This window comes from Salininema proteolyticum (assembly GCF_042685645.1).
Lineage (GTDB): Bacteria > Actinomycetota > Actinomycetes > Mycobacteriales > Micromonosporaceae > Salininema > Salininema proteolyticum.
The window spans coordinates 1321445-1336905 of the sequence record NZ_JBHUNX010000001.1 but is presented as its reverse complement, the minus strand read 5'-3'; the positions used below and the strand labels follow the sequence as shown (position 1 = coordinate 1336905).

The 15461-nt window shown below is 63.9% G+C and carries 16 protein-coding genes and 1 pseudogene; 7 read left to right on the top strand and 10 right to left on the bottom strand.

Annotated features, from left to right (window positions below; all coding sequences use genetic code 11):
• Window positions 1-99: 99 nt before the first annotated feature.
• Both ACFTE1_RS06265 and ACFTE1_RS06260 read left to right on the top strand, forming a co-directional pair.
• The gene (locus ACFTE1_RS06265; RefSeq protein WP_380625387.1) at window positions 100-339 is read left to right on the top strand and encodes a hypothetical protein; all 240 of its coding nucleotides are present in this window, start codon (window positions 100-102) and stop codon (window positions 337-339) included.
• A gap of 228 nt (window positions 340-567) precedes the next feature.
• Window positions 568-1875 (top strand): PP2C family protein-serine/threonine phosphatase, encoded by a 1308-nt coding sequence (locus tag ACFTE1_RS06260; RefSeq protein WP_380625385.1) that lies wholly within the window; start codon window positions 568-570, stop codon window positions 1873-1875.
• Window positions 1876-1996: 121 nt separating this feature from the next.
• Here ACFTE1_RS06260 and ACFTE1_RS06255 read toward each other — a convergent pair whose 3' ends face one another.
• The 4 genes from ACFTE1_RS06255 to ACFTE1_RS06240 all read right to left on the bottom strand — a co-directional run bounded on the left by ACFTE1_RS06255 (window position 1997) and on the right by ACFTE1_RS06240 (window position 4566).
• Complete coding sequence (locus tag ACFTE1_RS06255; protein ID WP_380625383.1) at window positions 1997-2353, bottom strand: DUF6086 family protein; 357 nt, start codon at window positions 2351-2353, stop codon at window positions 1997-1999.
• A gap of 375 nt (window positions 2354-2728) precedes the next feature.
• Window positions 2729-3100 (bottom strand): hypothetical protein, encoded by a 372-nt coding sequence (locus ACFTE1_RS06250; protein ID WP_380625381.1) that lies wholly within the window; start codon window positions 3098-3100, stop codon window positions 2729-2731.
• A 190-nt stretch (window positions 3101-3290) separates the two neighbouring features.
• Complete coding sequence (locus ACFTE1_RS06245; protein ID WP_380625379.1) at window positions 3291-3539, bottom strand: hypothetical protein; 249 nt, start codon at window positions 3537-3539, stop codon at window positions 3291-3293.
• A complete protein-coding gene (locus ACFTE1_RS06240) occupies window positions 3532-4566 on the bottom strand; it encodes a protein-L-isoaspartate O-methyltransferase family protein (protein ID WP_380625377.1) in 1035 nt (344 codons plus the stop codon). The genes ACFTE1_RS06245 and ACFTE1_RS06240 overlap by 8 nt, the downstream gene beginning before the upstream one ends.
• A 464-nt stretch (window positions 4567-5030) precedes the next feature.
• Between ACFTE1_RS06240 and ACFTE1_RS06235 the strand changes: the two genes are divergently transcribed.
• From ACFTE1_RS06235 to ACFTE1_RS06225, 3 genes and pseudogenes are all read left to right on the top strand, one after another.
• Window positions 5031-6200, top strand: coding sequence for a helix-turn-helix transcriptional regulator (locus tag ACFTE1_RS06235; RefSeq protein ID WP_380625375.1), 1170 nt, complete (start codon window positions 5031-5033; stop codon window positions 6198-6200).
• Between the two features lie 29 nt (window positions 6201-6229).
• Window positions 6230-6832 carry an HD domain-containing protein gene (locus tag ACFTE1_RS06230; RefSeq protein WP_380625373.1) on the top strand — a complete coding sequence of 201 codons (603 nt, stop codon included), beginning with the start codon at window positions 6230-6232 and terminating at the stop codon, window positions 6830-6832.
• Window positions 6833-7564: 732 nt separating this feature from the next.
• Window positions 7565-7705, top strand: a pseudogene (locus tag ACFTE1_RS06225) (hypothetical protein); the annotation flags it as partial.
• Window positions 7706-7999: 294 nt separating this feature from the next.
• Here the strand turns inward: ACFTE1_RS06225 and ACFTE1_RS06220 are convergent.
• The 4 genes from ACFTE1_RS06220 to ACFTE1_RS06205 all read right to left on the bottom strand — a co-directional run bounded on the left by ACFTE1_RS06220 (window position 8000) and on the right by ACFTE1_RS06205 (window position 11500).
• Window positions 8000-8434: a hypothetical protein gene (locus ACFTE1_RS06220; RefSeq protein ID WP_380625371.1), complete on the bottom strand. Its 435-nt coding sequence runs from the start codon at window positions 8432-8434 to the stop codon at window positions 8000-8002.
• A gap of 222 nt (window positions 8435-8656) precedes the next feature.
• A complete protein-coding gene (locus ACFTE1_RS06215; protein ID WP_380625369.1) occupies window positions 8657-9067 on the bottom strand; it encodes an organic hydroperoxide resistance protein in 411 nt (136 codons plus the stop codon).
• A complete protein-coding gene (locus ACFTE1_RS06210) occupies window positions 9064-9513 on the bottom strand; it encodes a MarR family winged helix-turn-helix transcriptional regulator (protein WP_380625366.1) in 450 nt (149 codons plus the stop codon). The genes ACFTE1_RS06215 and ACFTE1_RS06210 overlap by 4 nt, the downstream gene beginning before the upstream one ends.
• A gap of 1093 nt (window positions 9514-10606) precedes the next feature.
• A complete protein-coding gene (locus ACFTE1_RS06205) occupies window positions 10607-11500 on the bottom strand; it encodes a hypothetical protein (protein WP_380625364.1) in 894 nt (297 codons plus the stop codon).
• 346 nt (window positions 11501-11846) lie between these two features.
• Between ACFTE1_RS06205 and ACFTE1_RS06200 the strand changes: the two genes are divergently transcribed.
• Together ACFTE1_RS06200 and ACFTE1_RS06195 are read left to right on the top strand one after the other, a co-directional pair.
• The gene (locus tag ACFTE1_RS06200) at window positions 11847-12173 is read left to right on the top strand and encodes a type VII secretion target (RefSeq protein ID WP_380625361.1); all 327 of its coding nucleotides are present in this window, start codon (window positions 11847-11849) and stop codon (window positions 12171-12173) included.
• The gene (locus ACFTE1_RS06195; RefSeq protein WP_380625359.1) at window positions 12170-13081 is read left to right on the top strand and encodes a hypothetical protein; all 912 of its coding nucleotides are present in this window, start codon (window positions 12170-12172) and stop codon (window positions 13079-13081) included. The genes ACFTE1_RS06200 and ACFTE1_RS06195 overlap by 4 nt, the downstream gene beginning before the upstream one ends.
• Window positions 13082-13136: 55 nt before the next feature.
• On the opposite strand, the gene ACFTE1_RS06190 is transcribed toward ACFTE1_RS06195, so the two are convergent.
• Window positions 13137-14045 (bottom strand): acyl-CoA thioesterase, encoded by a 909-nt coding sequence (locus ACFTE1_RS06190; RefSeq protein WP_380625357.1) that lies wholly within the window; start codon window positions 14043-14045, stop codon window positions 13137-13139.
• Between the two features lie 3 nt (window positions 14046-14048).
• Window positions 14049-15458 carry a pyruvate kinase gene (pyk, locus tag ACFTE1_RS06185; protein ID WP_380625355.1) on the bottom strand — a complete coding sequence of 470 codons (1410 nt, stop codon included), beginning with the start codon at window positions 15456-15458 and terminating at the stop codon, window positions 14049-14051.
• Window positions 15459-15461: the final 3 nt, after the last annotated feature.

Genomic DNA, 15461 nt, shown 5'->3' with positions numbered 1-15461 from the left:
ATTGGTAGGAGACTAGCAGCCGACCCCCGTCCCCAGTCAATTAAAGAAATCTTCCTATCGGTATTGATCCCGGCGCCGGCATCATGCAATTATCAATACATGGTGAAACGACTATTGAGTGGAGGCGTCCTCTCCCTCGCCGCCGCGGCGGCCCTCACCTTGTCGGGGACCGCGGCGAGCGCCGACCCCGGCGTCCAGTCCGTCCCGTTCCGCGAGTACTTCGACACCTATGCGGAGTGCGACGCGCGCGCCGCCGAGATCGAGGCCGAGGGCCGGTTCGACGTCTGGGTGCGCTGCGAGATCGAGAACGGCCGCTACGCCCTCTACTACTACCGATGAGCTCCGTCGGCTCCGGTCACGGGGAGCCGACGGCCTGAGAACTCCCCTTCTCCGGGGAACGGCGTCACTCACAGCGAGGGGTGCGGAGGTCGGCTCCGCGCCCCTCCTTCGCGTCGCCACCCATAGGCGGCTTCCTGCGGGAACAGGAGCTCGTGCCGACGCGTCGCGGTGCCCGCCGATATGCGGATTCGGCCGGGGCGGGTCCGGGGCGCCTCTAGAATACTGACTGTGCTTCAGAGGCGACGCCAGGCAAGGAGCGCCCCTCGCGAGCAGGGGCGCGGCGGTTCCGAGCGCCGCTACCCCGAGGCCGGCGGCTGGACCTTCCACGGCGACCGCGTGGCGCTCTGCCTGCGAATTCTGCCGCTGATCCTCGTCGCCGTGTTCGCCGTCCTCAATACCATCAATGACGACTTCGTGTGGCTGACCTTCGTCCTCGCCTCGGCGCCGCTGCTCGTAGCGCTGATCAATGGGCCGGTGGTCACCGCCGTCGCCTCAGTCGTCGCGTTCTCCCTGCTGGGACCGGCCGCCACGAACCCCACGCATGTCGAGCAGACGGGGGTGACTCTGCTGAGGCTGTCCACCATCGTGCTGCTCTACGTCCTGGCCGTGTTCTTCTCCTGGGCTCGCGGCAGGTCCCTCCGGCGATTGACAGGCATCACCGAGGTCGCCGAGGTGACCCAGCAGGCCATCGTCCCCGACGTGCCCCGCAAGGTCGGTCCGTACCGCATCGCCACCTTCATGACCACGCCCGAACGGGGGTACAACCTCGTCGGCGGGGACTTCTTCTCCGTGGGCCGGTCGCGAGGTGCGGTCCGCCTGGTGCTCGGCGACGTCCAGGGGCACAATATGGACACCATCATGCTCACCAACGTCCTCATGGGAGCTTTCAGCGAGCGGGTTTCCGACGCCGAAAGGCTGGAGGCCGTCGCGGTGCGCATGCACGAGCGCGTCATGGCGGTCAACCGAGGCCTCGACGATTGGGACGGCAGATTCGCCACGGCCGTTTTCGCCGAGTTGCGTCCCGATGAGGGGACTGCTCGCATTCTCGCCTGCGGGCACCCCGCGCCCCTGCATCTGGGCGAGGCGAGCTGGCCCGTGGAGTTGAGGCCGTTGCCGCCGCTGGGCGTCTCGCACACCCTGGACTTCTCGCACCACACCGTGGAGACGGCGTTTGAGAAGGGCGACATGCTGCACTTCTTTTCGGACGGACTGGTCGAGGCAAGGAACAGTCGAGGGGAGACGTACCCGCTGAGTGAGGCGATAGCCGCCTACCTGGCCGAGGGCAGGACGCGTGATCCGGAGGCACTGGTCTCCTACCTCAGCGCGGACTTCACGCAGAGGGGCTTCACCATCTCGGACGATGTCTCAGCGCTTTCGGTGCTCTTCGGGGAGGGCGAGGAGACGCCGGAGGCGGAGCCGAGGTTAGGCATGCCGGGCTTCTCCGCGCCCTCTCGCCGATCCTCGTTATCTGCACTGCAGGTCTTGCCGGCAAAGAAAGGCCCGCAGAACCTGTACCTGCTCAGGGCCTCGGCATAGCAAAGGTCGCGGAATCCCTCTCCTTATTCTGCGAAACTTGTAGTCATCGACCAGGACCCCATAGTCGCTATCTCAATGATTAATCTTCGACTTCACAATGGTTCCCGCGTGGCGGCTGATGTCACTGAGGCATCCCTCGGAATACCGCATCAATTTCGTCGATCGGTACCCCGACTTCCGCACAGATCAGTTCGATATCGCCACCGCTTCGCCGTAGCAGTTCCAAGCTCACTACCACTACACCCGACAGAAGGGAGTTACCGACGGGATGGCGATAGAGCCCCGACGACACTACGGCTCGAATGAACGCGTCCAGAACGTCCCTGTCAATGTAGATGAAATCATCATGGTTGTCCCGGACGCCCGCAGGCTGCCCGATTTCCCGTTCCAGACCCTCGACCGCGTGCACGTACCACCTTCCGACGCGCATACTTGGAGCCCATATAGTCTCGTCTCCGTGCTCGAACAAGTAACCCATGGTTCACCATCTCACCTTGTCACCCGAGTCCATCACTTCAGCCTTCGCTCAAAATGAAGGGCGAGCGGTACAGTATATACTCTCGCGTTATAATTATGTAGCGCGGGTGAACTCTACCCGGTCTTGCGCCTCAAACTCGTCGGGCGTGAGTCACCCCTGTACTTTCTGCATCCAGTGGCGGTTGCGATCGGCTTCAATGAACTCGAACTGTGCGAGGCGAACCCGGCCCAAATCCTTCCGTTCTTGATGGCTGATCACCTCTTTCTATCGTCGCGTTCGTATTCCCGGCAGTCACGGAATCCCGCGATGGAGAACAGAGATGTCCACAGGGCGTTCATGAAACTCTGATCCCCGGCAACGCGGAACCGAACTGAATTATGCCTGCCCCAGCTCGAAAAGTCGAATAAACATCCAGATGGCAGCAGTAGCTGATACGAGAGCGCCCATCCCGTACAAGCCGGCAGTCTTCGCATATCCGGCCTTGTGGGCGATGCGAGTGACGAGGCTGGGCATGGCGATAAACACTATTCCGGTCCCTGCGGCGAAAACGAGAATCATTAGCCACTGATAATGACGGGACTCTTGGACGATACCGGCCATCGAGAACATTATTGCGAAAGCAAGGAAACCGATAATCGGAGTGAGAATCCATAGAACCGTCAATTGGCTGATCTTTGACACAGCAGTGGGGAATCTGCGTCTGGCTATTGCCTTCTCAAAGCTGGAAATTTCCTCAGAGTGGGGCATATATCGAGAGTACCAGCCGGAAGATATATTGACCGCGCAAGCGTTGCTTACATATTGTCACGATTTAATATATTATGCCATGAAGTGCAGCACCCGGGCTTCGTGCGGCTTCAAGAGGTCGCCGACGTTCTCGTCTACTGTAGGCCTTGGTGTCGACACGAGACTCACGTTCCCTATTTCCATCCCCAACTCACGGGTGCGAATCGAGCTGTGCGGCGGCGAGCGCCTCGCGGCGGAGGCCGTCCCGCCATGCCCGGCTCCGGTTTTTGATTGCCAGGCCGTAGGTGGTGGTCGGCAACTCCCGGCCCTCGAAATTCACCGACAGAGCGAAACGGCAATCAGTGGTGAGGACGGAGACCATGGTGAGATTCTCCTCGGGGCGGAGCACGCTCACCTCGAACTTCTGGCCCTCGTAGGTGATTATCGTCGAGTCAGACACGCGAGCCTCCGTCGACCTGAACGCCGGTCTGGACGGACACAGTGCCGTCTACAGCCACCGTCACCGGCCAGTCCTTGTAGCTGGGCTGGTCGGCATCGAGCCATGCCTGTAGGGCGTCCTCGATGTCCTGCCAGAGCGGCTCGTTGGCGGTGCAGACGTTCCACCAGCTTTCGCGGAGCGGTTCCCGCTCCAGCACCGCCCACTTCTCGCCGCGGGTAAACAGCAGATCCGAGCCGGGCCCATTGAGCGGCCACATGTGCAGTCCCGGGACGCGGTCGGCGATCCACAGGTCTATCGAGGCGACCTCTCCAAAATAATGCGGAGGGATGCGGGTGGTCATCGCTCGGCCGTCCTCGATGCTGACGTGTGGGATCGGTTCGTCTTGCGCGCGGTCCCACATGAACGCGCATTCCCCCACCATCCAGCCCTTCGCTGTCCCGTCGTCGAGTTTCACCAGGCGGAGGATCGTCTGCGACATGAGCGTGTTCTCCCACGGCACGACCAGGACACCACCCGGCGCGAGTTGTTCCAGCCATGCCGGCGCGATCGCGGATACCGCGTGTGTGACGATCCCGCGCTGGTAGGGTCCGGCCCCGGCGTAGCCCTTGGTGCCGTCGCCGGTGAGCACGGCGACTTCGGGGAATCCGGCGGCGGTCAGGTTGGCGACGGCCATGCGGGCGACGCTCGGGTCGATCTCGATTGACAGGACGTGCGCGCCGCCGGCCCGGTGCGCCAGCAGCGCCGCGTTATAGCCCGTTCCGGTACCGATTTCGAGGACGTCCTGCCCGCGTTCGAGGTCGAGTGCCTGGAGCATTTCGGCCATGACGATGGGGTCGGACGACGAGCTGAGCGAGCGCCGATCGTCCGAGCGCTGGGTCACGATGGGCGCCAGCTCGTAGGCGCGGTGCTTGTCCACGTTCGGCACGAAGTAGACTCGATCGACCTTCGAAAACGGTTCCTCCCATTCGGGAGAGAGGACGCCTTCGTCTCGGAGTCCGTCCACCATCGCGGCCCAGTGCTTATTCATAAGGGGTTCACTTCTTCCTGTGTCGTCCTTGGTTGCCGCCCTCGTCGCGGCGGGGGTTCACGATCCGCCCGTGCTCGCGTTTCGAACCGCCCGAGCGAGGGTCGCGGTTGTTCGCGCCTTCGCCCCCAAATTTGCGGTCACCTCGTTTATCCATCGACGAGCCCTCTCAACTGAGGGTGATCGGACAGGGCCAGGCCCAGCGCCCGGGAAAACTCCCTCCGCCACGCGTCGTAGCTCGGCTGGCCCCACTCGCCGTACCAATGCGGGGGTCGGGGCTCATCCAGGACAGCACTCATCACCAAGCGGCTACTGCCCGCAGTCCAGACTGTCAGCCGGTCGGGAATCGCGTTCCATTCGAACCACGTGCCATCGTGCGAGAGCTCACCACGAGTAATCTGTACCTGTCCCATGGGTCTATGATTGGGTAAAGGTGTGATGCCGGTCAACGGAACGACTGCTAAGGAATGCTAATGGCGAGCTTCCCAGAGACCTTGCGGCGGCTGCGAAACGGCCGAGGGCTGTCCCAAATGGGACTTGCCCAGCGGTCGGGATGGTCGCGACAGTACATCGGATTCTGGGAGACGGGCAAGTACACCCCGAACCCGCAACAAGTCCAAGACCTCGACAAAGCGCTCCAGGCAAAGGGCGAACTCGTCGGCGTGGCGCACCTCGACAACATCGACGCCCGAGACATGAGCCCTTTGGAAACAGTGGAGCTTCTCGAGCGGCTGAAAGCGAGCGACACATCGACCCAGACTCTGGAGCAACTCGAAGCGACCGCCTTCGAACTGTGCTGCCGCTACAAGGACACGCCGGCGCCTGTTCTCCGAGCAGAAACTCAGAGGGTCATAGCTGAGGCCGCGGGCCTCCTCCGTCGGCCAGTCGGCTTGAAGGAGCATCGAGAGCTACTCGCCTCTACCGGGTGGCTCGCACTCCTGGTCGGGTGTCTCGAATACGACATGGGCCTTCGCCGAGGAGCTGAAGCAACTCGCCGCGCAGCACACGATCTAGCGCGGGAATCCGGCCACCGAGAAATCGAAGCATGGTCGTATGAGATGTCCGCATGGTTCAAGCTCACCCAGGGCCGATACCACGAAGTTCTAAAGGAGACGAAGGGCGGACTTCATGCCGGGCAGGGCTACTACGTCTCCGCTCAATTGCTATCGCAGGAGGCTAAGGCTCTTGCTCGTCTAGGCGACGCTCGGCAGGTTAGGCAAGCGCTGGAGGCTTCGCGCCGGGTGTTGGAGTCAATGCCGTTGCCCGAGCGTCCAGAGAACCACTTCGTAGTGGATCCCGCCAAACATGACTTCTACGCGATGGACACTTACCGCCTCGCAGGCGCCCATGACCTTGCCTCTGATCACGCTCGCGAGGTTCTTCGGCAAGGCACTGGACCGAACGGCGAAGACCTCAGCCCGATGCGCATGGCGGAGGCTCGACTAACCCTGGGCGTGGTCGCTGCGCACGGAGGCGAGACTGATGAGGCTCATTCTCTTGGCATGCAGGCGCTCGACGGAGCTCGAAAAAGCCTACCGTCACTAGTCATGGTGGCTGCAGAGCTCGAATCGGTGCTGGAGGAACGAGCGCCGACGCTTGCCGCTGACTTCACCGCCAGGATTTCAGCACTCCGCTAGTAGGTCGGCCCTTAAACCGACTATTTATTATGGATATCGAGGCTGCCCAGAGAGGCAAAACTATGCATGATTACACAGGTATCGCCAATTTCCTGTTCGAGATGGGGAACCTGAAACGCATCAAGCGCACTGGCTGGTGGATAGCCGGAGTGAAGGATCCCGAGACGATCGCCGAGCACTCTCACCGCGTGGCACTCCTCGGCTCCATCATCGCCAGCATGGAAGGCGCGGACCCGGCCCGCACCTGCTACCTCGGCACGGTCCACGACATCCCCGAGACCAGGATCGGCGACATCCCCCACGTCGGCCGCGCGTACCTCTCCGCGAAGCCTGCCGAGGACATTACTGCCGACCAGGTCTCCGGGTGCCCGGATGAGCCCGCGCTCGCAATTAAGGGAGCGGTCGAGGAGTTCGAGGCGAACGAGACGCTCGAAGCCCGATGCGCGAAGGACGCCGACAAACTGGAGTGCCTGGTGCAGGCCATCGAGTACAAGCACACCGGCCTCCAGACCACGGAGCCGTGGGTGCAGAACTCGCTTAAAGCTCTCAAGACCGAATCGGCGAAGCGGATCGCGGAGGCCGTCGTCGACGGTGACCCGCTCGCTTGGCAACACACTCGCGCAAACGATTAAAGCAGTCGTGTCCGTGCCACAGGGGCACGGACCCTGCACCTCATGCTCGACGACGTCCAGAACATGTAGAAGCGCGGTCTCCGCCGCGGCTCTTGCGGTGCTGGCCGAATCCATATGAAGACAGGCTCAATGCTCCTGAGGTCTGCCTGGCTCCCTTGCTTTTTGGGCTTCTGAAGGACAACCTCGGCCATGAAGAATAGGTCGGCTAGCTGTCATCCTCGGGACGTGCCTCCTCCCATGTGGCTCAATCCGCTGCGCCCCAGAGGACATCAGAAAAGCAGTGATATCGGGTAACCAATCGCTAACGCTGGCACGAAACTTGCGATCGCCGCCAGGATATCGGCTCTCCGCAAATAGAGCGGCCCTGGGGATCGGTGAAATAGGGACGGTGACAGGTTCCCATCGAACCACCTCTCGTCCGCTCCGCTGTCACCCTGGCCATCCCGCATTCACTCGGGAATGCCGTCGTCACGGAGCCGTAGGGTGACAAGGTCGGCCCACCTACCGGTATCCAGTACTGGTTTACGGGTTAATACCGGTGACCGGTACAAACACTTCGCGAAAAATCGGCAAAGAAAAACAGGGACGGCCGTAACCAGACCGCATCCCGCTCGTTGAACCTCTAAGCAATGAAAAAGGCGCCCAGGTCTTGTCGCCAAACTAGGTCCTGGACGCCTCCACCAAATCAAACTGGTCGCGCGATGCGCGGCCAGAAAGGAGTTCAAATCTATCATGCGTCCAGACCTGATTTCCGCATGCCGTGATCGTGTCCTCAAAAGCCGCGAAAAGGTCGTCCTCCTCATCCTCGCCACCTTCGCCGACGGCGACTCGACTACGCCCCGACTGCTGGTCACGACCCTCGCCGAGCTCTCTGGATTCTCCAAGCGCACGGTCCAGCGAGCGCTCAACGGACTCGCCGACGAAGGCCTCGTCCAGCGACACAGCGCCTACCGGCGCCCCAACAGCTTCACCATTTCGATCGATCTGCCGTCCAAGCTCATTCCGATCATGGGTTCCGCCGAAATGGACCGCACACTGCCGACGTCCGCTTCAGAGTGGGAACCGACAACGCCGCAATCTGCTGATGGTCCGACTCGGGAACCAGCCCGGAACGCTTCCCCAGCGGCAACCCACGAGCCGAAACCCGGTTCGGAGGAAACGCCTGCATCAGAGCCTGCCAGCGAGGCAATGCCAGCGGCAGCGACCAAGGGCGAGGCCGATCCCCAGGTAGAGGCTAAGGTCGAGGTCAGATCCGAGGCAGATCCCGAGATCGAGGTCGATGAGGGTGCTCTCGCGGAAGCGCTCCAGACGGTCGGGGAGTTCTGGGAGATCCATGGGCGCGGCCGGAGATTCATCCGCGACCACGTCGCCCGACTTGTGTCGGCCGGGTGGGACAGCGCCTCCATCTGCCGGTGGCTCGGCCCACGCACCGAAGACGTCCGCAATCCCTTCGGCGTCATCAAACACCGCCTCGACCGCCTCCGAAACCTCGAACCACCCTTCAAGGACGGCCGACTGCCCCAACGCCGCCACCGCTGCTGGACCTGCAACACCCCCACCGACAACGACACCCGCTACTGCGACGTCTGCACCGCCGAACAAACCAAACCACGCACCAAGAACCGCAGCTGGCGCGACATCGCCGCACAGGAGAACCTGGACTTGGACAGGTTAGAGGCGGCCCAGACTCGAATCGGCCCCAGATTCTCCCCCGCCCCGTCAGGTCGACTTGTACGCATGAGAACGGGGGCAAGGCCTAAGCCCTGCCCCCGTTCACCCGAGCGTTCGGCGATCAGGCCGTTCGCACAGGTCCTCCCCGGAGCGTCAGGCCACGGAGATCTCCACGTCGATGTTTCCCCTCGTGGCATTGCTGTACGGGCAGACCTGGTGAGCCTTGGCAACGAGTCCTTCCAGAGCCTCACGCTCTACCTCGGGCGCCGAGACGCCGAGAGCGACGGTCAGGCCGAAACCCTCGCCGTCCTTTCCGATGCCGACAGTGGCGCGAACGGTCGACTCGCCGAGCTTGACCTTGGCCGCACGGGCCACTGTCTGCAGGGCACTGTGGAAACAGGCGGCGTAACCGGAGGCGAAGAGCTGCTCGGGGTTGGTCGCCCCGCCGGGTCCACCCAGCTCCTTGGGGATGGCGAGGTCGAGTTCGAGCCCATCCTGGGTCGCGACCTTGCCGTCGCGGCCGGCGCCGGTGGCGGTAGAGGTGGTGTTGTACAGAACGTTCATGAGTGTTCCCCTTCGGTGTGCGCGGTGATGGATTCGGTCAGGGCGTCCAGTGTTCTCTTCAACTCGCGCAGGTCGTCCGGCGCGAGTCCGGCGGCCTCGGCGATCTGGCCGGGTACGCAGCGCATCTCGTCGCGCAGGTCCCGGGACCGATCGGTGAGGTGCACGGTGACGCGGCGCTCGTCGGCCCCGCCACGCCTCTTCTCCACCTGTCCGGCGGCTTCCAACCGCTTGAGCAGAGGCGAGAGGGTGCCCGAGTCGAGCCGCAGGGCCGAGCCGAGTTCGGAGACGGTCCTCCCGTCGGACTCCCAGAGTGCGAGCAGGACGAGGTACTGCGGATAAGTGAGGCCGTGCTCGTCGAGCAGGGGCCGGTACACGGAGGTCACGGCCCGCGACGCCGAATAGAGCGCGAAGCAGACCTGGTCGCGGAGGAGAAGGCTGTCGTCCATGGTCTTAATGATTGCACACAATTTAGTTGTGCACAACTTAATGAGGGTCACAGGAACCTCAGACCGGCCCGACCACGGTCGTCAGCGCCTTGGATCGTGGCCGGGCCGCCGATTCACTCGCAAAAGAGTGGCTACCAGATGGCGACAGCGTCGGGATCAACCGCACTGTCGCAGTCTAGGTTGATGTGGTTGAGCATCTACGGTGTCGACTAGCCAGCAGAGCCATGACCGAAGGCGCGAGAGTGCCGCGCTGGAGACAAGGAAAAAGCCCTCCTCCGCCGAAGCAGAGAAGGGCAGGACATAATATGGGAGCTGTTATCCGGCCCGACCGGGGGCGCCATCACGTTCAGCGAGTGACCCGAAGTAACCTGCCGCGCCCGGCGCGCCAGCGCTGTCTCCGAGGGCGCCGAAGTGCCCTACTGTGCCCGGCGAACCGGCGCTGTCACCGAGGGTGTCGAAGACACCCGAACGCGTCAGAGACGGCATCCTGACCGACCAGCACGCGAAGGAACTCGCCAGAGTTCGAGTTGACCTGTATGACGGTGCCAGCCGCGCCTTTCCAGGGGCTGAGACCGGTCGGGGTTCATGGGAGAATTCGACCTCCTGGCGGTCCTCGACGATCCTTCGCCTCGGCTTCCCGTCAGGCTGGACTGGGAGTTCGGAGGAGACTTGACGGTGGGCGGTGGCGGGCGCGCCTTCCGGCCACAATAGGGCCTGGATCCTCTCGTGGGGAACGGGTCGGCCCCACTCCAGAGCCAGAAGCGCGAGGATCCGGGGCGCCTGCGTCCCGGACAGCTTCACCGGTCGGCCGTTGACGGTCGCGGAGAAGGAATCGATCATCCGGACGTGCATTGTTCCAAGCTACGCGGATGCCAGAGAGGGATTGACAGTCATCTCCCCAGGGGATTCCCGTCGATGGACAGTCAGTCACCCTGCACGGCAGAATACTCCGTGTCAACGCAGCGGCCACTCGTCCTGACCTTGCCGGTCTGGACGTCGATTCCGGACAGTCGATGTCCGTATACACAGGACGGAAGCACGATAAGGTCGGCTCTGCGACAGCGCAGAGCCGACTTCGGTGCGTCGGGGAAAGTCAGGTCTGCTCTTCTCTGAAGATCTCTTCCGCCTCCGCTGCCACGGCAGCATTGGCGATCCAGCGCTGGAGCTGGTCCACGTCCTCGCTCTCGGAGATCGTCTCCACGTGAGGTGCGGAGAGTTCGATCCGTCGGCGTTGGGCCACGCCGAACAGCACGGTGCGCAGGGATGCGATGCCATCCCTGCGGGCTTCTTCCCGGCCTTCGCTGCGGAGTTGATCGCTCCAAGCGCTGTGATAGGTAGCTGTCATGGTCTTCATAATGGCCTCCAAAAGCTCGCTGGATGGCTTATTCAGCTGGGAACACAGGTGAAGCGCGTAATCCGAGGCGCGACCTGGTTCGATTTTACGGAGCAACTCATCGATTGTCGACAACTGCCGCTCGGTAAGGTCCTTTCGGCGGTGTAGCAGGGCCGCCATCACCGCGCTTTCGGCGCTGGCTCCGTCCTGATCGGCGTCTTCGATCAGAGGCATGTCGGTCGGTCCCACAGCCTGCACCGGCACCCAATGCATGTCGCCGACATGGATTCCCTTGCGGAACCTGGCCGCCAAGTCGTCGCTGGGACAGACCACCAAGGCCTCGACCGAACAGCGATGGTCTTCGAACGCCCGCCCGATATACCCGGGTAGACGATAATATTTGTCCTCGCTCCAGGCGTTCTGGATCTCTACTATGACGGCGATCTCGGACCCGTCGTCGAGTTCAAGGACGATGAGGTTGTCGGCACGGCGTTCCGTGATTCCCACAGAACCCACTGAGGTGCATCCTCCCACCGCACCGACGACCTTCAACTCCCCGAACCGTCCGGGTTCGGCCTTTCGCAGAAGTTCTCCTCCGAACTCCGGCCGGTCCTGGACGACCTTGACGAGGGCCTCATGAAACTCTCCCGGCATCTCACCTCCATCGATTTCATTCCTGTTTAGAGAAACGATCGAGTTCCACCGAAGGTGTGCAATAGTCGGAATCCCGACAGAATGCCGACGCCGCCTCAGGGAGCAAGGTGTCCTTATCAGTAAGGGTGGCAATAAGTTCGCAGAGAACCCCGAGTTCGACCACCTGCTGCACCGCGTCCCCGATCTCGATCGCACGGTGTTGCCCTGACCGCCTCGGGCGGAGATGCGTTCAACTCAGCGGTCAACGTCCGTGACGTCGAGACGACCGCGATCCGAGAACGCGAGCGGATGCTTCGGTATGCCGCGTTCATGCCGGATTTATGCCGCCGTCGATCACTGTGTCGGCATGGCAGATCACGTTCACATGCAGTGCGACGACGTCCGCACCGTCGCCAAGGCCGTCAAGTCCACCGGGTCGGGCCTGAGCGCCGCGGCCGAGTACGCGAAAGAGGCCGATCCGGACCCTTACATGTGGGGAGCGGTGGGAGCGCCGCTCGGCATCGTCTACGAAGAGGCCGCCACCACGGTGCAGGACATGCTGTCCCGGCTTCCCGACGCGCTGAACGGAGTCGCGGACCGGATCAATGCCGCCGTCGACAAGACCGAGGACTGCGACGGCAAAGCGGCCAGGGACCTCGACGGCATCTTGAACGACCTCTTGGAGGCCGGATGACCGACACTTCCTACTACGACAAGGGTCCGCGGCATTCCGGGTTCGGCCAGAACTCGGACGGCTCGGTGTTCAACGATCCCGTGGAGGCGGCCTGGAGCGCGTTGAAAGGGATGCCCGGGCTCAAACAACAGTTCGCGGCCATGGACTTCGTAACCCAAGCGGGCCCCGCCGCATTGAGCCTCTTCGACGGCGAGAACACGTTCGACGAGCTGTTCACCATCTTCGACCAGGCCTTGAACCTGGCGGTCAACGCCATCGAGGCGATAGAGATGATCAAGATGGGAGCCACCGGCACCGATCCCGTGGACTTTCTCGGATTCATACTGTCGACGATGACGACCGCGGGACTGACCTTCGCCATCGAGGCCTTTCAACCGTTGGAGGACGTCGTCGGCCTGGTCACCGGAAACGCCGACCGGATCCGGGTCTCCAAGGACATGTGGGCCTACCTGGTCGAGGGCCTGGTTCCCGTCGCGGAGTCGCTCAAGTCCGGAGCCGCCGACCTCGGGACTGCGTGGGAGGACGACGGATCCACGTCCGCCCGGCTCCGCCTCCTGGAGGGCGCCGACATCGTCACCTACGCGGCGTCCGTCGCAAAAGGCCTCTCGGGGGCGCTGGAATTCTGCGCCGCGACCTTCGACCTGGTCGAGTCCTACCTCATCGCGCGACTCACCGACCTCGCCTACGGGATCGGGCCCATCATCGCGGACTTCCTGACGGGCAAGGTCGCCAACGCCGTCGCCGACCTGATCCTGATGGTCTCGAAGATCGTCCTGGAGCTCACCCGGATAGGCCTGAACATGGCACGGGCCTTCGGCGCCCTGGTGGGCATCATGAACGGCGTCAACGACGCCATGGGGAGGATCGCCCCCTACCTCGACACCATGAGCGGCGAGTGCGGGAGATGAGAAGAGCGGACGGCCCTCGGGGCCGCCCGCTCGCGTGCTTTTCCGAAGGCGCTCTCTACGGCACCCCGGGCGGCACCTCGTCGGGCGCCCGGCGCAGCAGTCCCTCCTGCATCGCCGTGGCGAGATGACCGCCGTCGGCGTCGTAGAAGCTGCCCTGCGCCAGCCCGCGCCCGTGCGAGGCGACGGGGCTGTCGGAGTCGTAGAGGATCCACTCGTCGGCGCGGACGGGCTTGTGGAACCACATGGCGTGGTCCAGGCTCGTGCCGAGGTAACCGCCGCGGCCCCACACCTCGCCGTGCCGGTTGAGCACGGTGTCCAGCAAGGTCAGGTCGCTGGCGTAGGTGAGGACGCAGGCGTGGATGAGCGGGTCGTCGGGCAGCTTCCCGTCGGCCTTCATCCACACGCGCTGGCGGTTCTCCGCCGGGCGGTCGCCGCGAGGGGCGAACCCGGACGTTCCCACGTAGCGGACGTCGATCGGGCGCGGCACGCGCGACCAGATGCCCAGGCGCTCGGGGTGCGTCTTGAGCCGCTCGGGCAGCGTCGGGACGTCCTCGGGCGCGGGAACCTCGTCGAGCGGTCCCGGGTCCGAGTGCTCCATGCCCTTCTCCCCCACGTGGAAGGAGGCGGACATGAAGAAGATCGTCTTGCCGCGCTGCTTGGCGACCGTGCGGCGCACGGAGAACGAACGTCCGTCGCGGATGTTCTCCACCTCGTAGACGATCGGGCGCTCGGAGTCTCCGGGGCGCACGAAATAACCGTGCAGGGAGTGCACGTTGCGCCCGGGGGCGACGGTGCGGCCGGCGGCGATGAGGGCCTGCCCGGCGACCTGCCCGCCGAAGGCGCGCTGAGTTCCCGCCTTCGCCGCCTCGCGGCCGCGGAAGAGGTCCGAGTCGATCTGTTCGAGGTCGAGCACTTCCAGGAGGTCGTCGACCGCCTCCTGTCCGACCAGTACTTCGGGTGCCAAGGGCTAGCTTCCTATCTGGTGGACCCGGACGGTGTTGGTGGATCCGGGCTTTCCGGGCGGGGACCCGGCCACGATGACGACGGTGTCGCCGACCTCGGCCAGGCCCTGCTCCTGCATGGCCTTGTCGACCTGCTGGAACATGGCGTCGGTGTGGTCCACGTACTCGACGATGTAGGCCTGGGTGCCCCAGGACAGCGCCATCTGGTTGCGGACCGACTCGATCGGCGTGAGGCCGATGATGGGGATCTCGGGCTTGAGGCGCGCCAGGCGCTTGACCGTGTCGCCGGTCTGGGTGAAGGCGCACAGGGCCTTGGCGCCCAGGGCGTCGGCGATCTGCACGGCGGCGGCGGTGACCGCGCCGGGCTTGGTGCGCGGGTCGTGGTCGAGGGTCGGGGGCTGGATGGGCCCCTCCTCGGTGGTGCGCACGATCTTGGACATGGTGCGCACGGTGCCGATCGGGTACTTGCCGACCGAGGTCTCGCCCGAGAGCATGACCGCGTCGGAACCGTCCAGGACGGCGTTGGCGACGTCGGAGACCTCGGCGCGCGTCGGGCGGGCGTTGTCGATCATGGAGTCGAGCATCTGGGTGGCGACGATGACCGGCTTGGCGTTGGCGCGGGCCAGGCGGATGATCTCCTTCTGGACCAGCGGCACCTCGTCGAGCGGCATCTCGACGCCGAGGTCGCCGCGGGCGACCATGATGCCGTCGAAGGCCAGGACGATGTCCTCGAGGCGCTCCACGGCCTCGGGCTTCTCGATCTTGGCGATGATCGGGCGGCGCACGCCGACCTCGTCCATGACCTGGTGGCCCTGGCGCACGTCGTTGGGGTGGCGGACGAAGGACATGGCGATGAGGTCGACGCCCAGGTTGAGCGCGAACTTCATGTCCTCGATGTCCTTCTCCGACAGCGCGGGGACGGAGATCTTCACGTTGGGCAGCGAGAGGCCCTTGTTGTTGGAGACGGGGCCGCCCTCCACGACGAGGAGGCGGATGTCGTCGCCCTCGACGCCGGTCACCTCGAGCGCCAGCTTGCCGTCGTCGACCAGGAGGCGGTCGCCGATGGTGACCTCCTCCGGCAGCTTCTTGTAGGTGCAGGAGACGCGGTCGGCGGTGCCCTCGACGTCCTCCGAGGTGATGGTGACGTGGTCACCGGTGTTCCAGACGGCCTCGCCCTCGGCGAAGGTGCCGAGGCGGATCTTGGGGCCCTGCATGTCGGCGAGGATCGCCACGGGGCGACCGGCGGCGGCCGAGGCCTCGCGCACCATCTGGTACACCGCCTCGTGGTCGGCGCGCTTGCCGTGGGAGAAGTTCATTCTGGCCACGTTCATGCCGGCGTTGATGAGGGCGCTCATCCGCTCGGGGGTGGCCGTGGCCGGGCCGATGGTACAAACGATTTTAGCTCTGCGTGTCACTTG